Annotated in this window: 27 protein-coding genes and 1 pseudogene; 19 read left to right on the top strand and 9 right to left on the bottom strand. The window is 34.7% G+C overall.

Annotated features, from left to right (window positions below):
• The first annotated feature begins 199 nt into the window (after nucleotides 1–199).
• Nucleotides 200–1,654, top strand: coding sequence for a SulP family inorganic anion transporter (locus B1R93_RS19170; protein WP_088105545.1), 1,455 nt, complete (start codon nucleotides 200–202; stop codon nucleotides 1,652–1,654).
• Between the two features lie 127 nt (nucleotides 1,655–1,781).
• Nucleotides 1,782–2,198 carry a universal stress protein gene (locus B1R93_RS19165; RefSeq protein ID WP_088105544.1) on the top strand — a complete coding sequence of 139 codons (417 nt, stop codon included), beginning with the start codon at nucleotides 1,782–1,784 and terminating at the stop codon, nucleotides 2,196–2,198.
• 87 nt (nucleotides 2,199–2,285) lie between these two features.
• On the opposite strand, the gene B1R93_RS19160 is transcribed toward B1R93_RS19165, so the two are convergent.
• The gene (locus B1R93_RS19160; protein ID WP_088105543.1) at nucleotides 2,286–2,906 is read right to left on the bottom strand and encodes a class I SAM-dependent methyltransferase; all 621 of its coding nucleotides are present in this window, start codon (nucleotides 2,904–2,906) and stop codon (nucleotides 2,286–2,288) included.
• 610 nt (nucleotides 2,907–3,516) lie between these two features.
• Between B1R93_RS19160 and B1R93_RS19155 the strand changes: the two are divergent.
• From B1R93_RS19155 to B1R93_RS19145, 4 genes and pseudogenes are all read left to right on the top strand, one after another.
• Nucleotides 3,517–4,979, top strand: a pseudogene (locus tag B1R93_RS19155) (SulP family inorganic anion transporter).
• 140 nt (nucleotides 4,980–5,119) lie between these two features.
• Entirely contained in the window at nucleotides 5,120–5,371 is a 252-nt protein-coding gene (locus B1R93_RS23845) for a universal stress protein (RefSeq protein WP_342587534.1), read from the top strand.
• Nucleotides 5,329–5,535, top strand: coding sequence for a universal stress protein (locus tag B1R93_RS23840; RefSeq protein ID WP_342587533.1), 207 nt, complete (start codon nucleotides 5,329–5,331; stop codon nucleotides 5,533–5,535). The genes B1R93_RS23845 and B1R93_RS23840 overlap by 43 nt, the downstream gene beginning before the upstream one ends.
• 26 nt (nucleotides 5,536–5,561) lie before the next feature.
• Nucleotides 5,562–5,972, top strand: coding sequence for a universal stress protein (locus B1R93_RS19145; protein WP_088105542.1), 411 nt, complete (start codon nucleotides 5,562–5,564; stop codon nucleotides 5,970–5,972).
• A 181-nt stretch (nucleotides 5,973–6,153) separates the two neighbouring features.
• Here the strand turns inward: B1R93_RS19145 and B1R93_RS19140 are convergent, their stop codons facing one another.
• The 6 genes from B1R93_RS19140 to B1R93_RS19115 all read right to left on the bottom strand — a co-directional run bounded on the left by B1R93_RS19140 (nucleotide 6,154) and on the right by B1R93_RS19115 (nucleotide 10,524).
• Nucleotides 6,154–6,336 (bottom strand): helix-turn-helix domain-containing protein, encoded by a 183-nt coding sequence (locus B1R93_RS19140; protein ID WP_088105541.1) that lies wholly within the window; start codon nucleotides 6,334–6,336, stop codon nucleotides 6,154–6,156.
• 291 nt (nucleotides 6,337–6,627) lie between these two features.
• Nucleotides 6,628–6,909: a hypothetical protein gene (locus B1R93_RS19135; RefSeq protein ID WP_088105540.1), complete on the bottom strand. Its 282-nt coding sequence runs from the start codon at nucleotides 6,907–6,909 to the stop codon at nucleotides 6,628–6,630.
• 244 nt (nucleotides 6,910–7,153) lie between these two features.
• Nucleotides 7,154–7,252, bottom strand: coding sequence for a YjcZ family sporulation protein (locus B1R93_RS19130; protein WP_133058678.1), 99 nt, complete (start codon nucleotides 7,250–7,252; stop codon nucleotides 7,154–7,156).
• A gap of 223 nt (nucleotides 7,253–7,475) precedes the next feature.
• Nucleotides 7,476–8,429, bottom strand: a complete 954-nt coding sequence (locus B1R93_RS19125) for an ABC transporter permease (RefSeq protein WP_088105538.1) — start codon at nucleotides 8,427–8,429, stop codon at nucleotides 7,476–7,478.
• Complete coding sequence (locus B1R93_RS19120; protein WP_088105537.1) at nucleotides 8,392–9,372, bottom strand: ABC transporter ATP-binding protein; 981 nt, start codon at nucleotides 9,370–9,372, stop codon at nucleotides 8,392–8,394. The genes B1R93_RS19125 and B1R93_RS19120 overlap by 38 nt, the downstream gene beginning before the upstream one ends.
• 3 nt (nucleotides 9,373–9,375) lie before the next feature.
• Complete coding sequence (locus B1R93_RS19115) at nucleotides 9,376–10,524, bottom strand: COG1470 family protein (RefSeq protein ID WP_088105536.1); 1,149 nt, start codon at nucleotides 10,522–10,524, stop codon at nucleotides 9,376–9,378.
• A 147-nt stretch (nucleotides 10,525–10,671) separates the two neighbouring features.
• Here B1R93_RS19115 and B1R93_RS19110 point away from each other — a divergent pair, with 147 nt between their 5' ends.
• Together B1R93_RS19110 and B1R93_RS19105 are read left to right on the top strand one after the other, a co-directional pair.
• On the top strand, nucleotides 10,672–11,238 hold the full coding sequence (locus B1R93_RS19110) for an RNA polymerase sigma factor (RefSeq protein ID WP_207634180.1): 567 nt from the start codon (nucleotides 10,672–10,674) through the stop codon (nucleotides 11,236–11,238).
• On the top strand, nucleotides 11,228–11,914 hold the full coding sequence (locus tag B1R93_RS19105; RefSeq protein WP_088105534.1) for an anti-sigma factor: 687 nt from the start codon (nucleotides 11,228–11,230) through the stop codon (nucleotides 11,912–11,914). Before B1R93_RS19110 ends, B1R93_RS19105 begins: the two co-directional genes overlap by 11 nt.
• Nucleotides 11,915–11,992: 78 nt before the next feature.
• On the opposite strand, the gene B1R93_RS19100 is transcribed toward B1R93_RS19105, so the two are convergent.
• On the bottom strand, nucleotides 11,993–13,153 hold the full coding sequence (locus tag B1R93_RS19100) for a serine hydrolase domain-containing protein (protein ID WP_165763883.1): 1,161 nt from the start codon (nucleotides 13,151–13,153) through the stop codon (nucleotides 11,993–11,995).
• A gap of 211 nt (nucleotides 13,154–13,364) precedes the next feature.
• Between B1R93_RS19100 and B1R93_RS19095 the strand changes: the two genes are divergently transcribed.
• The 3 genes from B1R93_RS19095 to B1R93_RS19085 are packed head-to-tail and all read left to right on the top strand — an operon-like array spanning nucleotide 13,365 to nucleotide 15,977.
• Nucleotides 13,365–14,207 carry an ABC transporter permease gene (locus B1R93_RS19095; RefSeq protein WP_245308330.1) on the top strand — a complete coding sequence of 281 codons (843 nt, stop codon included), beginning with the start codon at nucleotides 13,365–13,367 and terminating at the stop codon, nucleotides 14,205–14,207.
• Entirely contained in the window at nucleotides 14,204–14,986 is a 783-nt protein-coding gene (locus B1R93_RS19090; RefSeq protein WP_088105532.1) for an ABC transporter permease, read from the top strand. Before B1R93_RS19095 ends, B1R93_RS19090 begins: the two co-directional genes overlap by 4 nt.
• A 1-nt stretch (nucleotide 14,987) precedes the next feature.
• The gene (locus B1R93_RS19085; protein WP_088105531.1) at nucleotides 14,988–15,977 is read left to right on the top strand and encodes an ABC transporter ATP-binding protein; all 990 of its coding nucleotides are present in this window, start codon (nucleotides 14,988–14,990) and stop codon (nucleotides 15,975–15,977) included.
• Nucleotides 15,978–16,032: 55 nt separating this feature from the next.
• Here B1R93_RS19085 and B1R93_RS19080 read toward each other — a convergent pair whose 3' ends face one another.
• Nucleotides 16,033–16,707: a DUF421 domain-containing protein gene (locus B1R93_RS19080; RefSeq protein ID WP_088105530.1), complete on the bottom strand. Its 675-nt coding sequence runs from the start codon at nucleotides 16,705–16,707 to the stop codon at nucleotides 16,033–16,035.
• Nucleotides 16,708–16,885: 178 nt separating this feature from the next.
• Here B1R93_RS19080 and B1R93_RS19075 point away from each other — a divergent pair, with 178 nt between their 5' ends.
• The 8 genes from B1R93_RS19075 (at nucleotide 16,886) to B1R93_RS19045 (ending at nucleotide 24,512) form a co-directional block, all read left to right on the top strand.
• The gene (locus B1R93_RS19075; RefSeq protein ID WP_088105529.1) at nucleotides 16,886–18,142 is read left to right on the top strand and encodes an ATP-binding protein; all 1,257 of its coding nucleotides are present in this window, start codon (nucleotides 16,886–16,888) and stop codon (nucleotides 18,140–18,142) included.
• A 64-nt stretch (nucleotides 18,143–18,206) separates the two neighbouring features.
• Nucleotides 18,207–19,433, top strand: coding sequence for a CynX/NimT family MFS transporter (locus B1R93_RS19070; protein ID WP_088105528.1), 1,227 nt, complete (start codon nucleotides 18,207–18,209; stop codon nucleotides 19,431–19,433).
• A 23-nt stretch (nucleotides 19,434–19,456) separates the two neighbouring features.
• Entirely contained in the window at nucleotides 19,457–20,296 is an 840-nt protein-coding gene (locus B1R93_RS19065) for an SDR family oxidoreductase (RefSeq protein WP_088105527.1), read from the top strand.
• Between the two features lie 160 nt (nucleotides 20,297–20,456).
• Nucleotides 20,457–21,140 carry a hypothetical protein gene (locus tag B1R93_RS19060; protein WP_088105526.1) on the top strand — a complete coding sequence of 228 codons (684 nt, stop codon included), beginning with the start codon at nucleotides 20,457–20,459 and terminating at the stop codon, nucleotides 21,138–21,140.
• A gap of 209 nt (nucleotides 21,141–21,349) precedes the next feature.
• Nucleotides 21,350–21,505 carry a hypothetical protein gene (locus B1R93_RS23140; protein ID WP_165763882.1) on the top strand — a complete coding sequence of 52 codons (156 nt, stop codon included), beginning with the start codon at nucleotides 21,350–21,352 and terminating at the stop codon, nucleotides 21,503–21,505.
• Nucleotides 21,506–21,888: 383 nt separating this feature from the next.
• Nucleotides 21,889–22,911, top strand: coding sequence for an ABC transporter ATP-binding protein (locus tag B1R93_RS19055; RefSeq protein WP_088105525.1), 1,023 nt, complete (start codon nucleotides 21,889–21,891; stop codon nucleotides 22,909–22,911).
• A complete protein-coding gene (locus tag B1R93_RS19050) occupies nucleotides 22,901–23,707 on the top strand; it encodes an ABC transporter permease (protein ID WP_207634179.1) in 807 nt (268 codons plus the stop codon). The genes B1R93_RS19055 and B1R93_RS19050 overlap by 11 nt, the downstream gene beginning before the upstream one ends.
• A gap of 1 nt (nucleotide 23,708) precedes the next feature.
• Complete coding sequence (locus B1R93_RS19045) at nucleotides 23,709–24,512, top strand: ABC transporter permease (protein ID WP_088105523.1); 804 nt, start codon at nucleotides 23,709–23,711, stop codon at nucleotides 24,510–24,512.
• The last annotated feature ends 191 nt before the right edge of the window (nucleotides 24,513–24,703 follow it).

Genomic DNA, 24,703 nt, shown 5'->3' with positions numbered 1-24,703 from the left:
AATTATATGAATATATGAAAAGCGATAAAATAGCAAGTAATGTTAAGATATTTAAAGGAAAAATAAGATGATGGACGCTTACATCAAGTTTTCATAAAGAGATAAATCATGTTAAGATTCTTTTTGTTAAAAACGGACCGTGACTTTTGTGAGAGTCAAAAGTCAATAAAAATAGAATTAAATATAAAGAGGTGTTATTTTGAACATACAATCTATTAAACAAGAATGGTTTGGTAACGTAAGAGGAGATGTTCTTGCTGGTATCGTCGTTGCTTTAGCTCTAATTCCAGAGGCAATTGCATTTTCAATTATTGCAGGTGTCGATCCTATGGTAGGATTATATGCTTCTTTCTGTATCGCAGTTGTTATTTCGTTTGTCGGTGGACGACCAGGGATGATTTCAGCAGCAACGGGCGCGATGGCGCTATTAATGATTACACTAATAGCAGACCACGGCCTTCAATATCTGTTAGCAGCAACCATCTTAACAGGTATTTTACAAATATTATTTGGTGTTTTTAAGTTATCAGTTGTTATGAAATTTGTTCCTCGTTCGGTTATGGTTGGGTTTGTAAATGCATTAGCTATTTTAATTTTCACATCTCAGTTACAGCATTTTGTTGGCGAAACATGGATTATGTACGCATTAGTTGCTTTAACGTTAGCGATTATTTATTTGTTTCCAAAGGTTACAACAGCTGTCCCGTCTACACTTGTAGCAATTATAATTGTTACGGCGATTGCTATTTTTGCTAACCTTGGTATTCGCACAGTTGGGGATTTAGGCTCACTAACACAAAGTTTACCCGTATTTTTGATACCTCAAATTCCTCTTAATTTTGAAACGCTCATGATTATTTTTCCTTATTCACTTGCATTAGCTATTGTTGGTTTATTGGAATCATTATTAACAGCAAATATTGTTGATGACATGACGGATACTGAAAGTGATAAAAATAAGGAATGTCGCGGTCAAGGAATTGCGAATGTGATTACAGGGTTCTTTGGTGGTATGGCAGGTTGTGCAATGATCGGTCAATCTGTTATTAATGTTAAATCTGGTGGGTCAGGACGCTTATCTTCATTAGTTGCAGGTGTGTTTTTAATGTTTTTAATCATTGTACTTGGAAATATTGTGGTACAAATTCCGATGGCAGCTTTAGCTGGTGTCATGATCATGGTTTCAATCGGAACTTTTGACTGGAGTTCGTTAAAAAACCTTCACAAAGTACCTAAAACAGATGCAGCCGTTATGGTCATCACCGTCGCAACTGTAGTATTTACACATGATCTTTCAAAAGGTGTGTTAGCTGGTGTTGTATTAAGTGCGATTTTCTTTGCAGCTAAAATATCCAAAGTACATGTACAGTCTAAGCTTCTTGGTAATAAGAGAATCTATAAGCTTCAAGGACAAATCTTCTTTGCATCAGTATCTGATTTACCTACAAAATTTAATTTCAGAGAAGAAATTACTGAAGTTGAAATTGACTTAACCGAAGCTCATTTATGGGATGATTCAGCAATTGGTGCTTTAGATAAGATAGAAATGAAGTTTGAACAAAATGATATTCGGGTAACATACACCGGTTTAAACAATGAAAGTAAACAGCTCAAATCAAAAATTGGTGGCCTTTCAAAAGCATCAGGCCATTAATATGAAAAAGTTGACCGTTCCATCGGTCAGCTTTTTTATTGTTTATAATTGCAGGGCATGTATGATTTAATCTAGAATATAATGAAGTAAGATTTCCAAATTTATACTCATTTAAGAGGTGAGAGTCGTGTTCAAGCGAATACTTTTAGCTGCAGACGGTTCAGAACATAGTGTCAGAGCAACCGAAAAAATGAAAGCGCTTTTATTAGTGAGTAAGGGGACTGTTGATGTTGTGTATGTAGTAAATGGAGCTACTTCAAAATCGGATGTTCTACACAGTCAAAATAAAAGTGAAATTGAGCGTAAAAGAAAAGTAAAGCTTCGAAAGGTGGAAGAAAGCTTATTAGAAGTGGGAATTGAGTATAAGATTCATATTCTTCACGGTGAACCTGGGCCAACTATTGTGGATTTTGCCAATCGAAATCAATATGACTGTGTCGTCCTAGGAAGTCGCGGATTAAACAGATTTCAGAGTATGGTGTTAGGAAGCGTGAGTCATAAAGTTGCAAAACGTGTAAATAGTCCTGTTTTAATTGTGAAATAGATATGTATAACTTGGATTGGTGGGAGAGAAGTTGATAAAAATAAAGTTAAAAACAGAAAAAACGAGAGGAGCCAAGTGCACAGCACATTAGCTACCTCTCGTTTTACATACAACAACTCCAATTGGATAGGAGACACCTGTCCGTTTTGGTTCAATTGTTACACCGCGTTGAAAGTAATACTGAACTTCATAAAATGAATCAAATAGTTCGAGAAACTCATCCTCTGATAGTTGATGGTAATGAAAAGGTGACGTGGAAGGCTTTCCTCTTCCTTGACCAAAAGGAGTTGAAAGGACTAATGTCCCACCCGGCTTTAATAACCGCTCTAAACATTGGATAAATAACTTGTCATCAGGAATGTGTTCAATTGTTTCAAAAGATAAAATCGTATCAAACGTCCCGATTTCCTCCTTAAGCGCTACATCTAATGCATTTCCTTGTTGAAAAGAGACTTTTGGATGAAAATAGTTCTTCTTCGCATATTCAATTGTATCGACAGAAATATCTACCCCTACTAACTCAGACACCTCTATTTTCCTCGTCTTGGCAACCATTATACTGCCATAGCCGGTACCGCAGGCAATATCTAATACACGTCCATTACAATATGGTGTCGAAAAGTAGTAACGCGCTATATGTTCAAGCAACATTCCATTTGTTGGCTTCATTACTTTCGGGATGATTCTTTCACCAGTATTTTCCAACAACCATAATCACCGCTATCTTTAAGAATAAGTTAATGATATGTCGACTAGCAGGAGCTAGGCAACTGTTATCTTTCCTGTCAATCCCTCATTTTCTGTAAGAGTTCATTGGTTATCCTTTATTTCCTCTCATATCCTTAGTATTTAAAATTAGTTAATTTAATTATAAATAGCTATAAATAAGTTAAATTAAATCTATGTCTGTTTATAATTATAAAAACGAGGTGTCATCACTCTAGTAAAAGTCATTAATAAGTTTGAAAAAAGTGGAAAAAATGTTGACGTAAGCTGGGGCACATTAAAACGGCGCTAATGAGTGGGACACCTGCTCATTGGCGTCGTTTTAAATAATCTAAAAAGAGACAAGAGTGAAAAAAGATTATAAATGGTTATGTTTAATTATATTTAAATTAAAGTCATTTAACTAAATGATAGCATTTGTTGAAAATGGACAATAATCAAAGAATAAAAGAGTAATAATTAGTATTTCGATAATGACAGTCGCTTACATTGAGTTTTTCATTTTATTTATATGGTGCTATAATTCATTTGCTTACAACGGATGGCTTTCGTGGGAGTCACAAGCCAAAAAAAATTTTTTTAGAGGTGAAAAATGAATATCTCGAATGTAAAAACACAATGGTTCGGAAATATTAGGGGGGACGTTCTTGCTGGTATTGTTGTAGCATTGCCCTTATCCCAGAGGCAATAGCTTTTTCAATTATTGCAGGTGTTGATCCGATGGTTGGATTGTATGCATCATTTTGTATCGCAATTGTTATCGCCTTTGTTGGCGGACGACCAGGAATGATATCTGGAGCAACTGGCGCAATGGCCCTTTTAATGATAACGTTAATCGCAGAACACGGTCTTCAGTATTTACTAGCGGCAACAATTTTAACAGGGATATTACAAATTTTATTTGGTGTTTTTAAACTAGCATCGATTATGAAATTTGTTCCACGTTCAGTGATGGTAGGCTTCGTTAATGCTTTAGCGATTTTAATCTTTACTTCCCAATTACAGCACTTTGTTGGAGAATCTTGGATTATGTATTCGTTAGTTGCAATAACATTAGCAATTATTTACTTGTTTCCTAAAATAACAACTGCTGTTCCTTCAACTTTAGTTGCAATTATCATTGTTACAGCAATCGCTATTTTTGCAAATTTAGGCGTTCGAACTGTTGGCGATTTAGGTGCATTAACACAAAGCTTGCCTGTTTTTTTAATTCCTACTATCCCATTAACATTTGAAACGATAATGATTATTTTCCCTTATTCATTAGCACTAGCGATTGTTGGTCTATTAGAATCATTACTTACAGCCAATATCGTCGATGACATGACAGATACAGAAAGCGACAAAAACAAGGAAAGCCGTGGCCAAGGCTATGCTAATGTTGTAACAGGTTTCTTTGGTGGTATGGCAGGCTGTGCAATGATTGGTCAATCAGTTATTAATGTGAAATCTGGAGGAACTGGAAGGTTATCATCTTTAGTTGCAGGCATGTTTTTAATGTTTCTTATCATTGTACTAGGGCCAATTGTTGTCCAAATTCCAATGGCTGCGTTAGCAGGTGTGATGATTATGGTCTCGATTGGTACATTTGATTGGAATTCACTTAAATCCCTTCATAAAATACCAAGAACTGATGCTGCAGTTATGGTAATTACCGTTGCAACAGTTGTAATAACACATGATCTATCAAAAGGCGTTTTTGCTGGTGTAATATTAAGTGCGATCTTCTTTGCAGCAAAGATATCAAAAGTAAATATTCAAGAAAGCTTACAAAACAATGGCACAAAAAAGATATATAAGCTTCGCGGACAAATTTTTTTCGCTTCGGTCACAGATTTGCTAAGCAAATTCAACTATAAAGATGACACAGTCCAAGAAGTCATTCTTGATTTGTCTGATGCACATTTATGGGACGATTCAGCAATTGGTGCCTTTGATAAAATTGAAATGAAATTTGAGCAAAATAATATACAAGTAACCTATGTTGGACTGGATAAAGAAAGTCAACAGTTGAAAAAACGGATTGGTGGCTTATCTAAAGCATCAGGTCATTAATGTTACAGTTGATGCACAAAAATTGGCTGGTAATCGTACCGGCCAATTTTTTTATATTTGAGTAAATATTAGTTTACATATGCTAAGATACAGTCAGACATAATTCACTTGTTTTATTTGAGGAGAATAGGGGTAAAGAGATGTTTAAACGAGTTTTATTAGCTGCAGATGGCTCAGAACACTCAATTAGAGCTGCTAAAAAAGCAATACAATTAGTTGCAAATAGCTCAAAGACGGTTGATGTTGTTTTTGTTATTAGTGATAAAGATTCAAAAAAAGACGTTCTGCACAATCGTAGTAAATATGAAATCAAGGAGAGTAGAAGAGAAAGACTAAAAAAATTGAGGAATTGTTTTTTATTAATAAAACGAAATATACAGTCAACATCTTAAGAGGTGACACAGGTCCCGAAATCGTTGCATTTGTAAATACACATCATTATGATTGTATCGTTATAGGAAGTAGAGGCTTGAATCAATTCCAAAGTCTCGTCTTAGGAAGTGTTAGTCATAAAATAGCAAAAAGGGTAAATTGCCCGGTGTTAATCATTAAATAGAGATAAAGACATAAGGGGGAGAGAATATGAAAATATTATTACCAGCAGACGGATCAGATCACTCACTTCGAGCAACTAAAAAAGCGATTGACTTAGTGAAACTTTTTGACGGAGAGATTGAAGTAGTTTATGTTGTGGATGGTTCAACATCTAAAGAAGATGTATTAAAGAGTTTAAGTAAAGTTGAAATTGTTCAAAAAAGAAAAGAACGATTAGAACCGGTTGAGTCATTGTTATCAAACGCTAAAGTGAGTTATACCATTAAATTCCTACATGGCGAACCGGGGCCCACTATCGTAGATTACGCAAATAATGATGAGTTTGAATATGTTGTTCTAGGTAGTCGGGGGTTAAATAAAGTTCAAACGTTAGTGTTGGGTAGTGTATCTCACAAAGTTGCCAAACGTGTTGATTGCCCAGTAATGATTGTAAAGTGATTTATGTTCTTTTTTTAAGAGGTGTGCAAACTTGCGCACCTCTTGTTTATTCATTCTAATTTAAACAATCTAAACTGGATATATTCAAGAACTCTAGTAGATGTATTGATGATTACGTGGAACATTAAAAGATGACAGTGCCTATCCGGACTATCATCTCTAATATCTACATAGTTCTTTTTTAAAGGCGCTCACCATTTTTTAACCTTTCAATATGCTCATCAAGGTCATTTCTTCTTACTCTCCAGTGTCTGCCAATTTTAAATCCAGGTAGTTTTCCTTCCTGTACTAGTTTATATGTAGTCATTTCACTAATTTGTAAATATTTCGCAACTTGTGAAATGGTCATAATTTCAGGCTCCATTAATACGACCTCCTTAAGTATGGAGTTAAATGTAAATTTCATTATAACATAAGTTAGCTTATTAAACGAAAGAGTATTCGAATAAAGCGTGAATATTAGCGACATTGTATGAGCAGAAGAAAACTTGATTATTTTTAAACGTTAATAGAACCAAACAGTTAAAAACTATCAAACTACTCAAAAAAATACTCTAACAGAAATTTTCATTGCTTGTCAAAAGTCAAGATATCGACTTTGTTTTGAGAAAAGGTTTTTATTATCTAGGCGATCTACACAAAGATTTTAAGGTTACTATTCGAATGACTTCATAATTTTTATTACAGCCTTTTCCTCAATAATATTAACCGCATAGTATGTTAGGTTTTTATAAGTTACAGTACGTACAGGATGTTTACTTGAAATTTGATAGATGTCTTTTAACACATTAATATCCTGAATACTAAAGGAGACAAGAATAATTGCCTTTTGACCTCCGATAATCCATGTTCCTTTAGATCCAAGTACCACTGGTTTTCTTTTTCCGGAATGATAATACTCATATACCCACTCTTGTTCAGTAAGTCCCTTACTCACACAAATTCACACTCACTCTAAATAGTTATACTTTTTAACAAGCTTACGTTATATTGTGTCCAACTAACAGTGTTTTGATTATTTTCAGTTTTTCTCAACGGATAAATCGGAAGTGCTTCATTTGACCAAGTGCCTAATTTATCATTATAGAATAGTGATAGATAAGCGAGGTACAAAATTATTTGTAATAAATCAAAGGAATGTAGGAGCCCCTCTGAGGTTCTCCTACATTCCTTTTTGTTCTCTAGTAAGTTGGTGTAGAGTAACCTGCTGAACCTACAATGATTAGTAGAATGAACAGCACGACAATTAATGCAAAGCCGCCGCCTGCGTAACCTGCCATGTAAAACACCTCCTTTTCGAGATACATTATTACGGTATGCATTAAAGCAAAACTATGTTCATTCCTTCTAATAAAATGGTCTTTTTTAAGTTCATTAATTGGTATAAGTATTAAGTAATGTAAAGAGAGGAGGGACAAAAATTAGTTAAGTTAAACAAAAAACAGAGGAGAATGAAAAACACCTCCATTTGTTAGATAGAACTAACAATTGGAGGCTTCAATGTCACGCACGAATTTCCTGTCTCATAAATACGACATAAGAAATCCCAAAGCAAATCACGGTTGCAGCAACGAGTGCTGTAAACTGTGGCCAAATTAACAATAAGCTTTGTGAAAGGGGAAGTGGACTTGGAATAGCACCAACTGCTTGCTCCATCGTAACTGGACCTAGTGTGCGGATCGATGGTGTTAATAAAATTGTTGTAACCTCACTGAATAAATAACTCGGATTTAATCGTGAAATGTTTTGAATCATTTCTGTATTTGTCTGCGTAGCAGCAATCGCATTGACGATCATTGAAAAAAACAAAGTGAAAAATAACCAAATTCCAATGGATGCTAGCGCAGACGTTGCAGTTTGTTTAAAACGAATCGAAAAGAGAATCGCTAAATTAAGCCAAAAGCCGATGTAAATAACACTAAAAAATAAGAAACTTAAAATTCGCCAAAACTCATCCCATGAGGGAGGGAGGCCGATTGCTAGAATTCCTAAGCCCATTACGAGTAAACCTAATGAAAAAATGAACACAAATACAACGATTAAAGTTGCGATAAATTTAGCATTAATTAAATAATCTCTTGGAATCGGTTGAGCCATAATCCGACTTAAGGTTCCTTTGTTCCTTTCCACACTGATCGAGTCAAAGCCAAGGCCGATCCCTAGAATAGGGCCTAGAAAACTGATGAATGTGATAAATGGCGGAAGTGTTGCGTTTTCGTCTGATATCGTAAATATCTTTAGAAACAAAAACGCTTCGTTTGTTTCAATATCTGAAGCAACCTCTCGTATCGTTGAAAGTGCAGTATAAAGTGACGCAAAACAGGTGAGTAAAATGATCATGAGTAAAATCACAAACCGCCAGCTTCTGACTTGATCTGCAATTTCTTTTTGAACGATCGCCCAAAAAGGATGGAGGGCTTTACCTGATGCCTCTACTGTCTGTATTGCTAATTTCATGTTTTCCCCCTCCTTTAAAATATTGATGGTAAATATCATCTAAACCATGTTCTTTTATAGACAACCCATATAGTTTTGTCCCTGAATGAATGATAATTTCAGCAAGCGAAGAGGTAATATCGGACGTACTGTTTACAACTAGAAGTTGTTGACCAATTACTTCTACATCAATAATATGTTCCAATGATTGAATCTCGTTTAGTAAGGGGTCTGAAATAGCTGAGACTTTAGCTTCAATTGTAATCATAGCATTTGAAAACAATTCACTTGCTAGTTCTTCAATTCTGCCGTGCGCTAACAACGTTCCATTTACAAATAACCCTACACGATCGCAAATTTGTTGAACCTGGTGCAAATGATGAGAAGAGAGCAGTACGGTAATATTATGTTCTTTACTCAAAACTTGAATTAATTGAAGAAGCTCTTGTACACCTTCTGGGTCGATTCCAAGTGTCGGTTCATCTAAAATGATCACTTCAGGATTTTTAATTAAGACATCCGCAAGTCCTAGTCGTTGTTTCATTCCTCTTGAGTATTTTCCTGCTTTTTTATCTTTGGCCTCTTCAAGGCCGACCTGTTTTAATAAAAGATTAGCCCGTTCATTCGCTATTTTTCTTGGAATTTTATTAAGGAGAGCAGTGTAGATGATATTTTCAAGACCCGTCCGCTCATCATAAAAGCCAATATTATCTGGAAGATAGCCAACCTTTTGTTTTACGAGTAAGGGCTCCCTTGTTGAATTGTAGCCACAAACGTTCACGGTTCCTTCTGTTGGTTCTGTAAGTCCAAGCATCATTAATATTGTTGTAGATTTCCCAGCACCATTTGGACCAAGCAGACCAAAGACTTCACCACGGTCAATCGTTAAATTCAAACCGTTAACGGCACAAACATGATCATATTGCTTTGATAAATTGGAAAGCTCGATAATCGGTTCTTTCATCGCTTACCTCCTACCATACTTTCGCATCAAATAATAGATACCTACAATAACTCCGGCTATAATCAAAACGGCAATCCAACCCCATAGCATAGATGTTTCAACCTGCATACGTAATTCTGCACTTGATGAAGCTTCCGGACTCGTTGCATCTAACTTGACAACATAATCGCCAGCAATAGCTTTTGAGCTTGCCGTCAATGTTGCTTTTAATTTCTCTGATTTACCTGGTTCGATTACATTGATTTTTGTCGGTTCAAATTCAACTTCCCAACCAACAGGCTGACTCGCTTGCAGGGTGATGTCATGCAACGCGGCAGTTCCAGTATTCGTAACAACTAGTTCAATCGTTTTCTCCTTACCTGCTGTAATTTCTTCTGATAAACGCCCCGTTGGAGTAGAGAGTTCGACCGCATATTTACCTGTAATAACAGCTTCTAAGTTTAAGTCAGCACTTGTTGAATTCGTTGCTGCTTTTATCGGAATTGAATACTCACCAGCTTCAATACCTTCGGGAGGAGTCACGGCAACTTTAATATCTTTCGTCACATTCGATTCTGCTGTTACAGATGTTACACTGTTCCCATCGATTTGGAAATTAACATCCCAGCCACGTGGGGCTGCAGCTGTAAGAGAATAATGCTGTTCTTCAGCTGTTCGATTGATTAGAGAAATATCATACGTAAAGCTTGAATCTGCATGGCCTTCCATATTCGGCTGTTCTGATGATAATTCAGTTTTAAATGTCCCTTTTTCTGAGACATTAACCGTGATAGGGAGTCTTTCACTTAATCCATCTGTACTGTTAGCCGTCACATAAAAACGGTAATCACCCTTTTCTACATTTAAAGGAACTTCAACATTAGCGTTGAATGTTGCCGAGTCATTCGGTTTAATTGATAGTTGATTGACATTCCAGCCAGAAGAAAGGATCGTATAGTCCCAACCCTTTGGTAAATCTTCAATTTCAAAAGATACATGTTTCACACTATTTGTTTCATTAATGAGATCAAATGAGTAGTCAATTGACTCACCTGGTGTTACAGAAATGCCTGTATAAGGGGTGTAAAGAATAAGATCTGCTGCAAAGGTTGACGTAGCATTTGTCACCAATACAGCAACCAGAGTAAATAAGAGTACAAATTTTTTAATCATACATTTTCCTCCTTATCGTTTTTTCATTTAAAAATACGACCGATAAAAAAAATTGGATTTATGTAAATTTAATAAATCCAAATAGAAGGAATTAAAGTAATATTTATAGAGAGAAAAAGTGAAACGTTATGGTCAGAGGTGATTATGTTGATTCATAAATCAGAAGGGGAAACGTGGTTACGTGAAATTGAAGATGGATCTGCAATAGCCTTCGAACAATTTTATGATCAATACAGTTCATTTGTTTTTGGTATTGCACTTAATATTTTGAAAAATAAGAACGATGCTGAGGATTTATGTCATGATGTGTTTCTTGAAATCTATAAAAATCCAAGTAGTTATAATCGAGAAAGAGGTAGTGTAGAAGCATGGATTGCTGTTAAGACAAAAAGTCGTTGTCTTGATCGATTAAAACGGAAAAAAATTGCCTATGGAACAGATAATGATCTAGCAGATATAAGCGATTCAAGTAATGTTGAAGAAAAAGTATTAGCTAATGTAGATAGAGAATTAGTCATGGGAGCACTACAACGTTTACCTGAATTACAGAGAAAGGTGATTTATGGAAACTATTTTTTAGGACAATCACATCGAAAACTATCAGAACAATTAAACCGTCCTTTAGGAACAATAAAGTCTCTTGTCCGGTATGGTATGAATAACATGAAACACTATTTTAACACCAAAGCAAGAGGTGAAAAAAATGACATGTAAGCACGGAATTACTGAAGAAAACATTGTTGATTTCATTAAAGGTCATTACAATCAAGTAAATATACAAGAGCATCTACATTATTGTGAAGAGTGTCAAGGTCTTTATGCAGAGTGGTCAGTAAGATTACGAACGCTTGAAGAGCCATCTACAATACCAAGTGAACACTTAAAAAAGCGAGTCATGCAGGTGGCTCTTAAGAAGTCTGAAAAAGGGTTTAATCTATTTAAACAGGCCTACATTGTTAGTTTCACTTTTGCATTATTGATCCTCGCGCTCGGGATATCTATCGTAAACTTAAAAGACGGGAATCAGGCGGAAAGCATAGTGTTAGAGCCATTTATGATACAAGAGGAGACCGATTTATATGAAATTCTTGCAGAATATAATGATAACGTTAAAGGGTACGCTTGGGTTAACCCAGAATCTAATGAAATGCTTTTATTAGTAGATGGACTTCACCCAATCTCACTTCAAGATTACCAAGCGTGGCTCCAAACTTCAAATGAGACCAAAAACGTAGGAGTTTTAAAGGTGAGTGGACAAACAGGACAATTATATATACAAGATGGGATGATCCATAATCTTAAACAAATTATGGTTAGTAAGGAGCCAATTGGAGGAAGTAGTCAACCAACGGACCCAAATCCTGTGTTTATTCGTTTGAATTCTAAATAGGAGAAAAGAGGCTGTGCCAAAAGGTTAATTAACAACCTTTTAGTACAGCCTCTTACATGTGCTAAGAGTATAGAAGATTTATTCATGTTCCTCAATTGCAGCTAAAACTGCATTATTAAATAAATCTGCATATATATTTTTAAATGGCTTTTGGTGGTCTATTTCTACAGATAGGTATATTTGGACAGTATCATATACAGGATCACCACAAATAAAAACACCTGCAGCTCCCCAATGGGAAAAGGCTAATGGAGAGAACAAATCACCGCCATCTTTTTTATCACCATTAATAGCCCAGCCTAAACCCCAATAAGCTTCGGGAAAGTACTCATCTCTATATTCAGCAGCTACACCAGGTATGTGATTTCTAGTCATTTCCTTAACTGAAACCGGGCTTAGAATTCGCTGTCCATTGTAAATCCCTTTATTAATAAACATTTGAGTAAAAATAGCAATATCCATTGCGGTTGAATATAATCCTCCTGATGCAGAAGTTGAGCTAGGATGCCTTTCGTCATTTAACCATTCAGCACAAAGAGCCGTAGGGGAACGTTTTACAATCCGGTACATTTCGGATTCAGGCACAGCGAAAAAAGTACTATTCATTCCTAGCGGCTGAAAAATGTTCTCTTTTGCAAACTGATCAAGTGATTTCTTACTAATTCTTCGAACGATTTCACCTAATAGTTCATAGCTATAGCTACTATAAGACATAACTGTTCCTGGTTTTTTCCATAGTGGTGCCAGAAAACCTCGGTATAACTTTTCATGAATCCATGGATCTTGATCTTCATCGCATGGTGGTATAGTCATGCTGTCTTTTGTCTTTTCCATATGTACGTATAAATCATCATCTAGTATTCCTGAAGTGTGTGTTAGCAGATGGTATATTCGCACGTCCTTTTTACCTTCACCTTGAAATTCAGGTAGATAATCTGAAACAGGTCTATTTAATCCTACTAAACCTTTTTCAACGAGAATCATAATACAAGTTGCTGTTACTGGCTTAGAAATCGAACACAAGGGGAAAAGAGCATCCTCATGCAAAGGGGGTGAGTTAGACTCGGGAGATAATTTACCTAAAGCTTGGTGGTGGACTATAACCCCTTTACGTGCAGCTAATGTTACTTGAGCAGGAGTGATTCCTTCCTCAACAAGTCTAGCAGCTGTCTTATGAATATTCACTACCCCGTTATAGGACATTCCCGCTTCTTCGATTGAACCTTTATGCAAATCCATCATTATCCTCCTTGCAATTTCAAATATTGGTAAACATATATAAAAATAGTATAAACACAAAAATTAATAATTCAATAAAAATATTAATCATCTAATATTTTTTTACAAATAAAGAATTTATTTCTTTACAAGCGAAATGGTAATAGAGTAAACTAATTCATTATTTGAAATAATCTTTTACGTTTGTCTGAAAGGAGCTTGTATAAATATTTTGCTTATTAATATTAATCAATCAATTAACTATATAAGAGTCTTATTTCGAACGATGCTATCAGTTGGCATAGCCACATATAAAGAATGGGCAGCTTATCGTTCTCATATGGCTGTATCTATTGTTGTAGGACCTATCTATTTTTTAGTTCAATATTTTATATGGCATGCAATTTTTTCAACTAGAGAAACTTTAAATGGACTAAGCTTAGAGCAAATGCTAATTTACTATGGAACAATCTCAGTTATCACCTATTTAGTATTCGATTTTGCAGATTGGAATCTTCAAATGTTAGTTAGGACGGGAAAATACGTTACATTTGTTCTTAGGCCAGTTTCACACCGTTTTTTTGCACTTTCTCAAAAAGTAGGGCATCGTTCATTAGGTTTTTGGGTAGAATTTGTCCCCATTTTTCTTATTTATTATTTTCTTTTCAACATTAATTTGATTCCGCCCTTTATCGGATGGGCACTATTATCAATTACCTTAGGTTTTTTAATGACATTCCTTGTAAATTACTGTATTGGCTTAACCGCCTTTTGGCTTACGAATGCTGGGGGAATTAGGAGAATTTTTTTACTGATACGTGATGTTACAGCTGGTGTTTTTGTCCCACTCACTTTTTTTCCAGACATCATTCAATTCATATCTTTCTTTTTACCTTTTCAATATATGGTGTATGTTCCAGCTCAAGTGTTTATCGGTAACTATGAGTTAGCCGGGATTTCATTAACCCTACCGCAAATAGTAGGACTTCAAGCGATTTCTGTCATGATTATGTGGGGAATTTCCGAAGTAATGGTTCGCTTTGGGGAAAAGAAATTTATGGGGGTAGGTGTATGAAGTCCATTGTCAGCTGTTACATTACAATAATGAAAACCAGACTAGCCGAGAAAATGGCATATCGTGGTGATTTTTTTATAAGTATAAGCACGATATTAATTGGTGATTTAATGCTACCCTTTATCACTTATTTAATATATAGGTCCGGAGCAGCTTTCCCAGGTTGGACGTTAGAGGAAGTTCTCTTTATTCAAGCCGTTTTTTTACTTGCGCAAGGTATTGCTTTTCCTTTTTTCTTTGGCATTATTCAATTAACTCTTAATCAGGTAAGAGAAGGGACTTTTGATATTCTTCTATTAAAGCCACGTGCTACTTTGTTTATCTCTTTAGTATCTTCATTTGATATTGATGACTTTGGTAGACTACTAAGTGGAAATGTTTTATTTTGGTTTGCCCTTTCCCATTTCCCATTTCCCGGAATCGTTGAATGGCTGTATTTTTTTCTATTATTTTTATGTTCATTAATGGTCTTACTTGCATTTTCATTAATAATGTCAGCCTTGTTATTTAAATGGGTGGGAAGTAGTAGAGTGTATGATATCTTTGATTCACTTACGATGTTTGGCTTTTATCCTGTAACAATTTTTACACGTGGGTTTCAACGCTTAGTGCTCTACGTTTTTCCAGTTGCAATGATTGGTTTTATTCCAGCATCCATATTACTTGGACGCACCATTGATGGAATCGAGATTACGGTAATGGTAAGCGTCGTTTCATTAGGATTAGGGATTTTATTTTGGCATGCAATGTTAAAAAATTATACTAGCGCAGGTGGTTAATATGGTTATTCAAGTACGCAGCTTAGAAAAGACCTATTCAACTTACGAACGAGGTTCCTCTTTCATCGATACGATAACGAGTTTATTTAATAGAAAGAAAATAGTTGTTCAAGCAGTAAAAGGTATCGACTTTGACATAAAAAAGGGGGAGATCGTAGGATTTCTAGGTCCAAATGGAGCTGGAAAATCAACCACTATAAAAATGCTGACGGGTGTCCTTCATCCATCAGCAGGTATTGTTGAAATTTTAGGTTACAGCCCTTGGAAGCAACGAAAAAAATACGTAAAAAATATTGGTGCTGTGTTTGGTCAAAAATCACAGCTTTTGTGGGACACTCCGCCACTAGATGCTTTTTATATGAATAAAGCCATTTATGATTTAAAAGATGAGCCTTTCCAGGAAACTTTAAATGAATTAGTTGAATTGCTAGAGGTCGAGAACATTATCCGTAAACCTACACGCCAACTGTCGCTTGGAGAGCGGATGAAATGTGAGTTTATAATGGCTATGCTACACCGCCCATCAGTCGTTTTTCTTGATGAGCCTACAATTGGATTGGATATGATTGCGAAAGAGAAGATTCGTCAATTTATTCTCGAAATGAACAAAAGAGGTGTAACCTTCCTATTAACAACTCATGATCTAAGTGATGTTGAACAACTTGCAAGCAGGGTCATTGTAATTAATCACGGTGAAATCGTTTTTGATCAGTCTTTTCAAGTACTTCGAAATTTCCTTGGAGCAAAGAAAATAGTTGTGTTACGAACGCAATATCCTTTGAAGTGGTCGAATATTAACGGTATTAAAATTTTAAAGCAAAAATCGGATGTAGAGGCTGAAATTGAATTAGATATGGAACATTTACCTATGAAAGATTTTATTAGAGTAATAAATGAAAGATTTACAATTTTAGATATGTCAATGGATTCCGTTCCAATTGAAGAGGTTATTAAAGAATTGTATCAAGTAAAAGAAAAAGAGATTATTTAAGTCATAAAATGGCAACAAAGGTTTCGTAAAGAAACTATCTTTGTTGCCATGTAAATTACTGCAAATGCTCTGGCGGTGATTGCTTATGACCTTTGTTTTTAACTTCAGTAAATATTGTATCATCATTTAACTTCGACCGAAGCTGATATAATTGTTTGTCCAATTGATTCATTTGCGTAGCTAGTTCACCGAATTGGGTTTGGGGTGAAACAGTATTCAATACAAGTTGTTGGAGGTGCTGCACTTGATTTGTTAACTGCTGCAAATCTGACTTAGTAACTGGTTGCGCTTCTTCCTTTAACAAATAACCTAATTGGCCGTTCGGCTCTAGTGTTGCCCACTGGACATCCGTTAGTTTATTTACGTTGTTTTGTCTTAATTGCATTTCAAGTAAATCAACAGTTAATCGGTGTTTTCGTAAATTATCCTTGTTTATAACCCCATTTTCTATAAGAACTTTCGCCTTACCTGTGACTATTTTTTCAAAAGTATCCCATTTTAACTGAACATATTCAAGTCCAATTAACGTAATAATTAAAATCGCTCCGATGCCAAAGGTGATCCAAATATTTTTATCTGCAACTGGCTGAATTAGGATGGAGCCGATTGCAATCATAAGCACAGTTTGAGCGAGTGTCATTTGTGAGATTGATTTTCTTCCGGCAATTCTTAATAAGAAGGTTCCTACTAAAATTATTAGAATCCCTTTCCATATCCAGTTCAAATCCATATAAGTGCTCCTTTACTCTACATGTTCATTTAATATTGATTGTTTCAATTAGGATTTGAATTCCAATCTAATCTTATTCAGGAATTAATTGTGAACGTAAAATGTTAAAAGGCTGTGCATTATGTTTATTTTGTACTAAACTGTTCATAATATCTTTTTTGCATCTAGGAGAGAGAACATGTTTACTTTTGATAATTATTTATTCGCTCTATTGTTGGTCTTAGTGCCTTTGTTTATTTATTATTCATATTTTTATAAGAAAGATACTTATAGACAACAACCTTGGTATTTTGGCTTGTTTTGTTGTGTAACCATTGTGATTTCAATGAGTTATCCATTAGAACTAAGTTCAGGTCATATCTATGATTTACGAACGATTCCATGGCTTTTAGCCTTTCTTTATGCAGGTTTAAGAATGGGAATCGTAGCAACATTACTTATTCTCGTATATAGATTTTTTATCGGTTTTGACGATGGCTTTTTTATCACCTTATTCGCCTATGTTTCCTCAGGATTTTGTATTTATCTCTATTTGAATAAATACAGAGAGACGAGTTTTAAACAAAGATTATATACAAGCTTAACGCTAACATTCATTAATGTTTTATTTGTCATAATAGGTATTTTATATTTTCTCGAAAATTTCAATCAGACTCTTTTACCTAGCTTTTTCGCTTACTTTATCATTTCTCACTTAGTGACGATTGCTATTGTTGTCTATATTATTGAGACGTTACAGGAAAAGGAGAAGAACAGTTTAAAGCTTCAGCAAGCAGAAAAGTTAAAGATAGTTGGAGAAATGGCGGCATCGGTCGCGCACGAAATTCGGAACCCGCTTACTGTAGTGAAAGGGTTTATTCAAATCTTTAAAAGTGATCAAAATTTAACTACAAAACAAGTAAGTTCAATTGAATTAATACAGAGTGAATTGCTTCGAGCTGAAAAAATTATAAATGACTATCTTTCTTTAGCAAAATCCGAAACTACTGATTTGGAGCTAGTTGATTTAAAAGATTCGATCATCAATGTTGTCCAAATTATGGATTCATATGCTCTACTACACGGTACTACGATAAAGAATAATATTGACACTTCATTCTTTATAAGCGCTAATCGTAACGAGCTTAGTCAAGTATTCATAAATTTAATTAAAAATGGGATTGAGGCAATTGAAGAAAAAAATGGTGTTATTACAATTGACGCCCAGCAAATAAGAAATCATGTTGAAGTTAAAATTTCTGATAATGGTAAAGGGATGAGCGAGGAGGATATGCACCGATTAGGATCGCCGTTTTATACAACGAAACATCAAGGTACAGGCTTAGGTACGATGGTTTGTTTCAAGATTATCGAAAACTTAAACGGAAAAATAGAGGTGAGAAGTAAAGTTCAAGAAGGAACAACTTTTTTAATCAGTTTACCATTGAAGGAATAAAGATTTACTATGTATAAATTTTAAATCAGTAGTTAAGCAGTAAAGTAGAGTAGGTGAAAATGGAATGAATAACCTTTTAAGGAATCTAGGAAAGAGTCTAACAACGAATAAACTCTTTCTACTAATAGGCATTCTTTTTGTTTCGTTTAATTTACGGCCAGCCATTACAGCTGTTGGTCCTTTAGTTAGTTCAATTCGAGAGGATATCGGGATCTCAAACGGAATCGCTGGTTTTATCACCACACTTCCGCTCCTGTCATTTGCATTATTTTCATTTCTTGCTCCTAAATTAAGCAACCGGTTTGGAAGACAAATAATGATTTTTATCGGGATGGTGACATTAACACTAGGCATTTTAGTACGTTCAAGTGGTTTCGTGTCTTTAATTTTTATTGGGACAGCTTTAATTGGGGTCGGGATAGCCATCGCTAATGTACTATTACCAAGTATTATTAAAGCTCATTATCCACAAAAAATCGGCCTGATGACTGGTATATATACAACGGCAATGTGCGTGTTTGCTGCTATTGGTTCCGGACTAAGTAAACCAATAGTCGAAAATTTCGAAGTAGAATGGAGGACATCCTTATTATTATGGTCTTGTTTAGCGTTTATAGCTGTACTCGTTTGGATTCCGCAATTAAAGACTTCTTCGCCCCCAAAAAAAGTACAACATTTGACTCATACCAATACTAATATGTGGCGTTCAACGCTTGCATGGAAAGTGACTATTTTTATGGGGCTGCAATCATTCTTATTTTATTGCATGATCGCTTGGTTACCTGAAATTCTTTATTATCAAGGTTTAAGTATTGTGACAGCCGGATGGATGCTATCAATTATGCAGTTGGCTGGGCTTCCGATGAATTTTTTAATTCCTGTTTTTGCTGAACGATCTCTTGATCAGAGAGGATTAGTTTTAGGGATTGGTAGTTTTTATTTAGTGGGATTAGGCAGCTTGTTGTCTGGAGAAGTCCTTCTTATTACGATCGGCGTCTTGTTAATAGGACTTGGCCAAGGGGCTTCACTGAGTCTTGCGCTTACCTTATTTGGTTTAAGATCTGAAAATGCAAAACAAGCCGCTGAGCTTTCAGGAATGGCTCAAACGGTTGGGTATACACTTGCGGCAATTGGTCCGGTTTTTATCGGACTTCTTCTTGACTTTACTCATTCAGCTTTCTTACCACTTATCGTATTCTTTATCATTGTACTTGTTATGATTATAGCTGGCTATGGAGCAGGTCAAAATCAAACGATTATAGAGCAGGTCAAGCATAAAAATGTAATGTAAAATTTATGTCCGTGAGGTGTTAAATGAATAAAGAAATTGTAGTTATTACAGGTACTAGTAGTGGATTTGGCTTCTTATCAGCGTTGGCTTTAGCTAAAAATGGATTTTTTGTTGTTGCGACAATGAGGGATTTATCAAAAAGTGGCGCATTAGTAAAAGCTGCTCGTGAAAATAATGTAGAAACGTTATTAGACATCGTTCAATTGGATGTTAATGACCATGCACAAATTGTAAAAACAGTTTCTTATGTGTTAAATAAATACAAAAAAATAGATATTCTAATAAATAATGCAGGCTGTTGTGTAGCTGGGATGACTGAGGAGCTTGAAGTTCAAGCGTGGAGGACCCAGTTTGAAACAAATTTCTTTAGTATCGTTACTCTGACAAAGACAGTTCTACCCGTAATGCGGCAAAGGCGAAAAGGAAAAATTATTAATGTTGGCAGCATTAGTGGCAGAATTGGTTTCCCTGGACTGGGGCCATATGTCTCATCTAAACATGCACTTGGAGGGTTTAGTGAGTCACTACGGTTTGAACTGCTTCCGTTTAACATTCACGTCAGCTTAATCGAGGCTGGTTCTTTCCAAACAAACATTTGGGATAAAGCATTAGAGCAGGTTAAATCAAAACAGAATTCAGATTATACATCGATAGTAAAGAAAGTTTATAAAAAAGCTGAACATTCTGCCAAATCAGCTGGCGATCCAAATGAGGTTGTTGAAATTATTCGTTCGATATGTGCCGATGATAACCCGAAATTCCGCTACCAAATTGGAAAAGGTGTAAAGGCAACCATTTTTATAAAGCACCTTCTTCCATGGCGTTTTTTTGAATCCGTTGTTAAACGAACCTTGTACAAATAGCGCTTACTCCTAACCTTCACCTTTTTGGACATAGCTTCATTCCATCTAAATGCTTTTTGAGGATTTATGCAATTTTTTCATATTTTTTTAGGAAGGTCTTTTTTGCAAAAAGGTATGATAGGATAAATAAGGATTTAATTAGAAAAAAGGGGTAAGGTTAATGAAAATAAAAAAACCAACTTCAGTAAAGGAATGGAGCTTTACTATTTTAATTGCTGGAATCACCGGATTTTCTTTATATTCAGCTATTTTTAATGAGGTTATATTCCGTTTATTAATGATTCTATTTTGGGCTGGGTTTGCATTTTATGTTATAAAAAAGTTAAATGAGCTTCAAAGAGTTGAAAAGGTTGAGGATTTTGAGGCTCCTCCTGAAGAGAGCCCGACAACCTATTTACCCTCTTCAATCAAAGAGAAAGAAATTGAACTTAAGAAAGTCGATTTTGATCGAACGCAACTTCTTGAGGAGTTGTTTACGAAAGCCGAATTGAACGAAGCCGAGAAGCAGCAGTACCGCAGTAAAATTAAGCAAAAAGACAATGAAATGTCAGGTATTCTTTTAGATTTATCGCATGCGAAAAATGTAATCCAACAAGCATTTCTTGATACAAAGAAGATTTTTGTAAAAGAAAACCCAATGCGTGAGGTTGCAGCTGCTCTTAATTCGGATGTCTTAAACGAAGATATATATGACCTAAACAAAGAGCTGCACCGTATTCAATCTCAGCTTAATGACGAGACGATTCACCTTTTAGAAAATAATAGTTATATAGATGATCAGTTCAACCTAACTAGACTTGGCTATAAGGCATTAATGAAAGAAATTAACAAGGACATTTCGTAAAACGCCCAATTCAGGGCGTTTTTTTGGTATTTTCATCCTATTTCTATTGTTTACATGGTTAAATGCATAAGTCCTTAACAGACAGCTTAAAAATATTGAAGAGAAAGTTAATTAATTAAGTAAAAACATTGAAAAAGAATACTAAAGGAGTAATAAACTTGGAAAATTGGACATACTAACCATAAAAATATGTTATAAAGGAGTAAATAATGGACCAAAAACATAGGAGGATTCAAGGCAAAAAGAAGACAGATGAACAGACAAATCAACTGTATGGTTTGAAGTCTGAAGAAAGCCTCGAATCCGTAACATTTGCTACGACAGAAAACACTTATTTTAATAAACATGTTGAAGAAGAAGAATAAACATTGTTGTAATAATAAAAATAATAATATTAACCGCTCATAAATACGTGAGCGGTTTTATTCAGGTACAAAAGCATAAAGAAAAGTGATTACTCATTCGTTAATGAATAGTACATCCATACTTGTAAACATCAAAATCGGGCTTTTTATCAATTTGGATTGGCTGTAAAGCTTTATTCATTACCTATTTATACTTCGAGAAAGTTATGTTCAACCCTCAGATAGGTAAAATATTCAAAAAAAGTTTACTTTCATTTTTTCCCTGTTATATAATGTAAAAAACTAACTAGTTAATATTTATATTATTAATTAATGAAAATTGTAAATAGTTTTAAGACAGTTTAATTCTACCTAACACTCAATGAAAGAAAGGATGAAAGTATGTGACGATTATTAAGGTGGAGAATCTATCAAAAGATTATCGATTACAAGTAAGAGATGAAGGAATGTTAGGTGCTTTTCGAGGTTTATTTAATCGAAAGTATGAAATAAAAAAAGCCGTAAAGGACATTTCTCTACAAATAAATGAGGGAGAAATTGTAGGTTATTTAGGTCCAAATGGGGCGGGGAAATCGACAACGATAAAAATGCTTTCAGGTATATTAGTCCCTTCATCCGGAAAGCTAGAAGTAAACGGAATTGTTCCTTATCAAAATAGAAAAGAACATGCTAAAAGAATCGGAGTCGTTTTCGGCCAGAGGTCGCAATTGTGGTGGGATATTCCAGTGTCTGAATCATTAAATTTAATGAAGTATATGTATAATATCCCGGAGAATCAATACAGAGAGAATATCAAAACGTTCCAAGATTACTTGAATATTGATGAATTTATACAAGTCCCCGTACGTCAGCTTAGTTTAGGACAGCGGATGCGAGCGGATCTTTGTGCAGCATTACTACATAACCCTGATATTTTATTTTTAGATGAGCCAACTATTGGCTTAGATGTAGTTGTTAAAGAGAAAATCAGACAGTTTATTAAACAAATCAATCAAGAACGAAAGACAACCGTTATTCTAACTACCCATGATATGTCTGATATTGAAAAGCTTTGTCATAGAGTGATTGTTATTGACAAAGGTCAAATGATATATGACGGACAGCTTGAACAGCTTAAAGCAACATATGGATCTGATGAAACAATGATCGTAGAGACAGAAGAAGTAGTGAATGAAATAAATTCACTCTATGCTTTAGGTGTAACTGCAATTAATCAGGAAGGGACTAAGTTATTCATTACTTATAACAAAAATCATATAAATTCTACTGCTGTCATTGGTTTGCTTTTAGAGAAATACAAAGTCGTTGATTTTATTATTAGAGAAACAGATATCGAAGAGGTTATTCGCAAAATGTATAATGGCGCTCCACAAATAGCAGCTAATGGGGGCGCATATGCACTATAAAGGATATATACAATTTATGAAAAATGAATTTCAAGCGAATATGGCGTATCGAATGAATGTTATTATCCGAATGTTTAGTTATATCATTGCAGTTTTTATTCAAATTTCTATTTGGCATGCTTTGTTTAACGGAGCGCACGAAACGAGTACCCAAATGGGGACCATTGATATAAATGAGATGGTTACATACGTTGTTATTAGTACAGCAATATCATTATTTATCCGAAATGAAGTTATCTTACAAATGGAAACGAAGATTAAAAGTGGAGAAATTGCAATGGATTTAATTAAGCCTACAAACCTTAAATTAATGATATTTAGTAATTCCTTAGGAGGTAGTGCGTTTAAACTAATTTTCCAATTTATACCGTTAATTATAGTAGGCTATTTGTTCCTTAACTTAACAATACCAACACCGGAAAATGTCGTTTTATTTATCATTACATTGATAAATGCAGTTATCATTTACTTTCTATTAACCTATATCGTTGGTTTATTAGCATTTTGGTATATGGCTATTTGGCATTTGGAGAGATTCCTAGGCGATTTGATTAGCCTTTTTGCCGGGGCCATTGTTCCTCTTTGGTTTTTTCCAAAAGTCTTATTGGACATTTCAGCTGTTCTACCTTTTCATCTTATCTATTTCACGCCCATTTCAATTTATCTTGGCAAGATAACCGTAAGCGATTCAATTTATTTAATTTTACAACAGTTCATATGGATCACCGTATTAATTTTACTAGAAAAGGTAGTATGGAAAAACGCAGTAAATAAATTGGTAGTTCAAGGAGGATAGAATGAACCATATAAAACTTTATTGCCGATTTATCGCCATTTTCGTAAAAGGAAAAATGGAATATCGATTTTCTTTTTTTATGGACCTCTTTACAAATATTTTTACGTATTCGCTAATGTTTTTAAGCATTTGGATTTTACTAAATAAATTCAATCATATTCAAGGGTGGGGCTTTTATGAGGTCATGTTTCTTTATAATCTAAATTTATTTACATATGCACTGAGTGGAATGATTATTAAACATCCTATGCTAGATTTAGAGGGTATGGTACAGAATGGTACGTTCGACAGTATTTTAATAAAACCATTAAATCCACTTTTTCATATTATTGCTAGACAATTTGAATATACTTTTATGGGCCACATTCTTTTAGCTATGATTGTATTTGGAATATCTATCCCAAAACTTAATATCGACTGGTCAATTTATCATGCTCTATGGTTCTTTATATTGATCTTTGGGGGCGTCTTAATTCATTCAGCCATTATGATCCTATCAGGAAGTTTCAGTTTTTGGTTCGTCAAATCAACGATGGTTGTCGAAATGGCCATATATGATATAAGAAGCTTTTTGAATTATCCTATTTCAATTTACCATAAAGGTATACAAATTTTATTAACGTTTATCCTGCCGTTTGCCTTTATAAACTTTTATCCAGCACAATTCTTTTTAGAGAAGGAAGGCAGTACACTATTTCATCCGATTCTGCAATATGGAACACCGGTAGTAGGCGTTCTTACTATTTTATTATCCTATTTTGTTTGGAGTAAAGGGATTAATAAATATCAGAGTACAGGTTCATAGTTTTTTAAAGGGGAGAAAATATGACAACAACTAATTGGCAACGAAACATGATATTGATCAAGTAAGAGGTGTTTTGAGATAAACAACCAAAATCACTCTATTACTCGTCAGCAACATGTTGTTGATGGATTAAGAAGTAGTAACCAACTATATGCTGATGAAATAGCTGATAGTATGGAAGAAACTATTAA

Origin of the sequence: Halalkalibacter urbisdiaboli (genome assembly GCF_002156385.1) — a bacterium.
Taxonomy (GTDB): Bacteria; Bacillota; Bacilli; order Bacillales; family Bacillaceae_D; genus Halalkalibacter_A; species Halalkalibacter_A urbisdiaboli.
Note: the sequence above shows the minus strand (reverse complement) of the source record. Positions and strands in the feature narration are given on the sequence as shown.

What these genes read in the sequence shown, in the direction of transcription:
- B1R93_RS23845 (WP_342587534.1), top strand. Translation starts at nt 5,120, where the DNA reads ATGTTTAAACGAGTTTTATTAGCTGCAGATGGCTCAGAACACTCAATT.
- B1R93_RS19145 (WP_088105542.1), top strand. Translation starts at nt 5,562, where the DNA reads ATGAAAATATTATTACCAGCAGACGGATCAGATCACTCACTTCGAGCA.
- B1R93_RS19140 (WP_088105541.1), bottom strand. Translation starts at nt 6,336, where the DNA reads ATGGAGCCTGAAATTATGACCATTTCACAAGTTGCGAAATATTTACAA.
- B1R93_RS19130 (WP_133058678.1), bottom strand. Translation starts at nt 7,252, where the DNA reads ATGGCAGGTTACGCAGGCGGCGGCTTTGCATTAATTGTCGTGCTGTTC.
- B1R93_RS19125 (WP_088105538.1), bottom strand. Translation starts at nt 8,429, where the DNA reads ATGAAATTAGCAATACAGACAGTAGAGGCATCAGGTAAAGCCCTCCAT.
- B1R93_RS19120 (WP_088105537.1), bottom strand. Translation starts at nt 9,372, where the DNA reads ATGAAAGAACCGATTATCGAGCTTTCCAATTTATCAAAGCAATATGAT.
- B1R93_RS19115 (WP_088105536.1), bottom strand. Translation starts at nt 10,524, where the DNA reads ATGATTAAAAAATTTGTACTCTTATTTACTCTGGTTGCTGTATTGGTG.
- B1R93_RS19105 (WP_088105534.1), top strand. Translation starts at nt 11,228, where the DNA reads ATGACATGTAAGCACGGAATTACTGAAGAAAACATTGTTGATTTCATT.
- B1R93_RS19100 (WP_165763883.1), bottom strand. Translation starts at nt 13,153, where the DNA reads ATGGATTTGCATAAAGGTTCAATCGAAGAAGCGGGAATGTCCTATAAC.
- B1R93_RS19090 (WP_088105532.1), top strand. Translation starts at nt 14,204, where the DNA reads ATGAAGTCCATTGTCAGCTGTTACATTACAATAATGAAAACCAGACTA.
- B1R93_RS19085 (WP_088105531.1), top strand. Translation starts at nt 14,988, where the DNA reads ATGGTTATTCAAGTACGCAGCTTAGAAAAGACCTATTCAACTTACGAA.
- B1R93_RS19080 (WP_088105530.1), bottom strand. Translation starts at nt 16,707, where the DNA reads ATGGATTTGAACTGGATATGGAAAGGGATTCTAATAATTTTAGTAGGA.
- B1R93_RS19075 (WP_088105529.1), top strand. Translation starts at nt 16,886, where the DNA reads ATGTTTACTTTTGATAATTATTTATTCGCTCTATTGTTGGTCTTAGTG.
- B1R93_RS19070 (WP_088105528.1), top strand. Translation starts at nt 18,207, where the DNA reads ATGAATAACCTTTTAAGGAATCTAGGAAAGAGTCTAACAACGAATAAA.
- B1R93_RS19065 (WP_088105527.1), top strand. Translation starts at nt 19,457, where the DNA reads ATGAATAAAGAAATTGTAGTTATTACAGGTACTAGTAGTGGATTTGGC.
- B1R93_RS19060 (WP_088105526.1), top strand. Translation starts at nt 20,457, where the DNA reads ATGAAAATAAAAAAACCAACTTCAGTAAAGGAATGGAGCTTTACTATT.
- B1R93_RS23140 (WP_165763882.1), top strand. Translation starts at nt 21,350, where the DNA reads ATGGACCAAAAACATAGGAGGATTCAAGGCAAAAAGAAGACAGATGAA.
- B1R93_RS19050 (WP_207634179.1), top strand. Translation starts at nt 22,901, where the DNA reads ATGCACTATAAAGGATATATACAATTTATGAAAAATGAATTTCAAGCG.
- B1R93_RS19045 (WP_088105523.1), top strand. Translation starts at nt 23,709, where the DNA reads ATGAACCATATAAAACTTTATTGCCGATTTATCGCCATTTTCGTAAAA.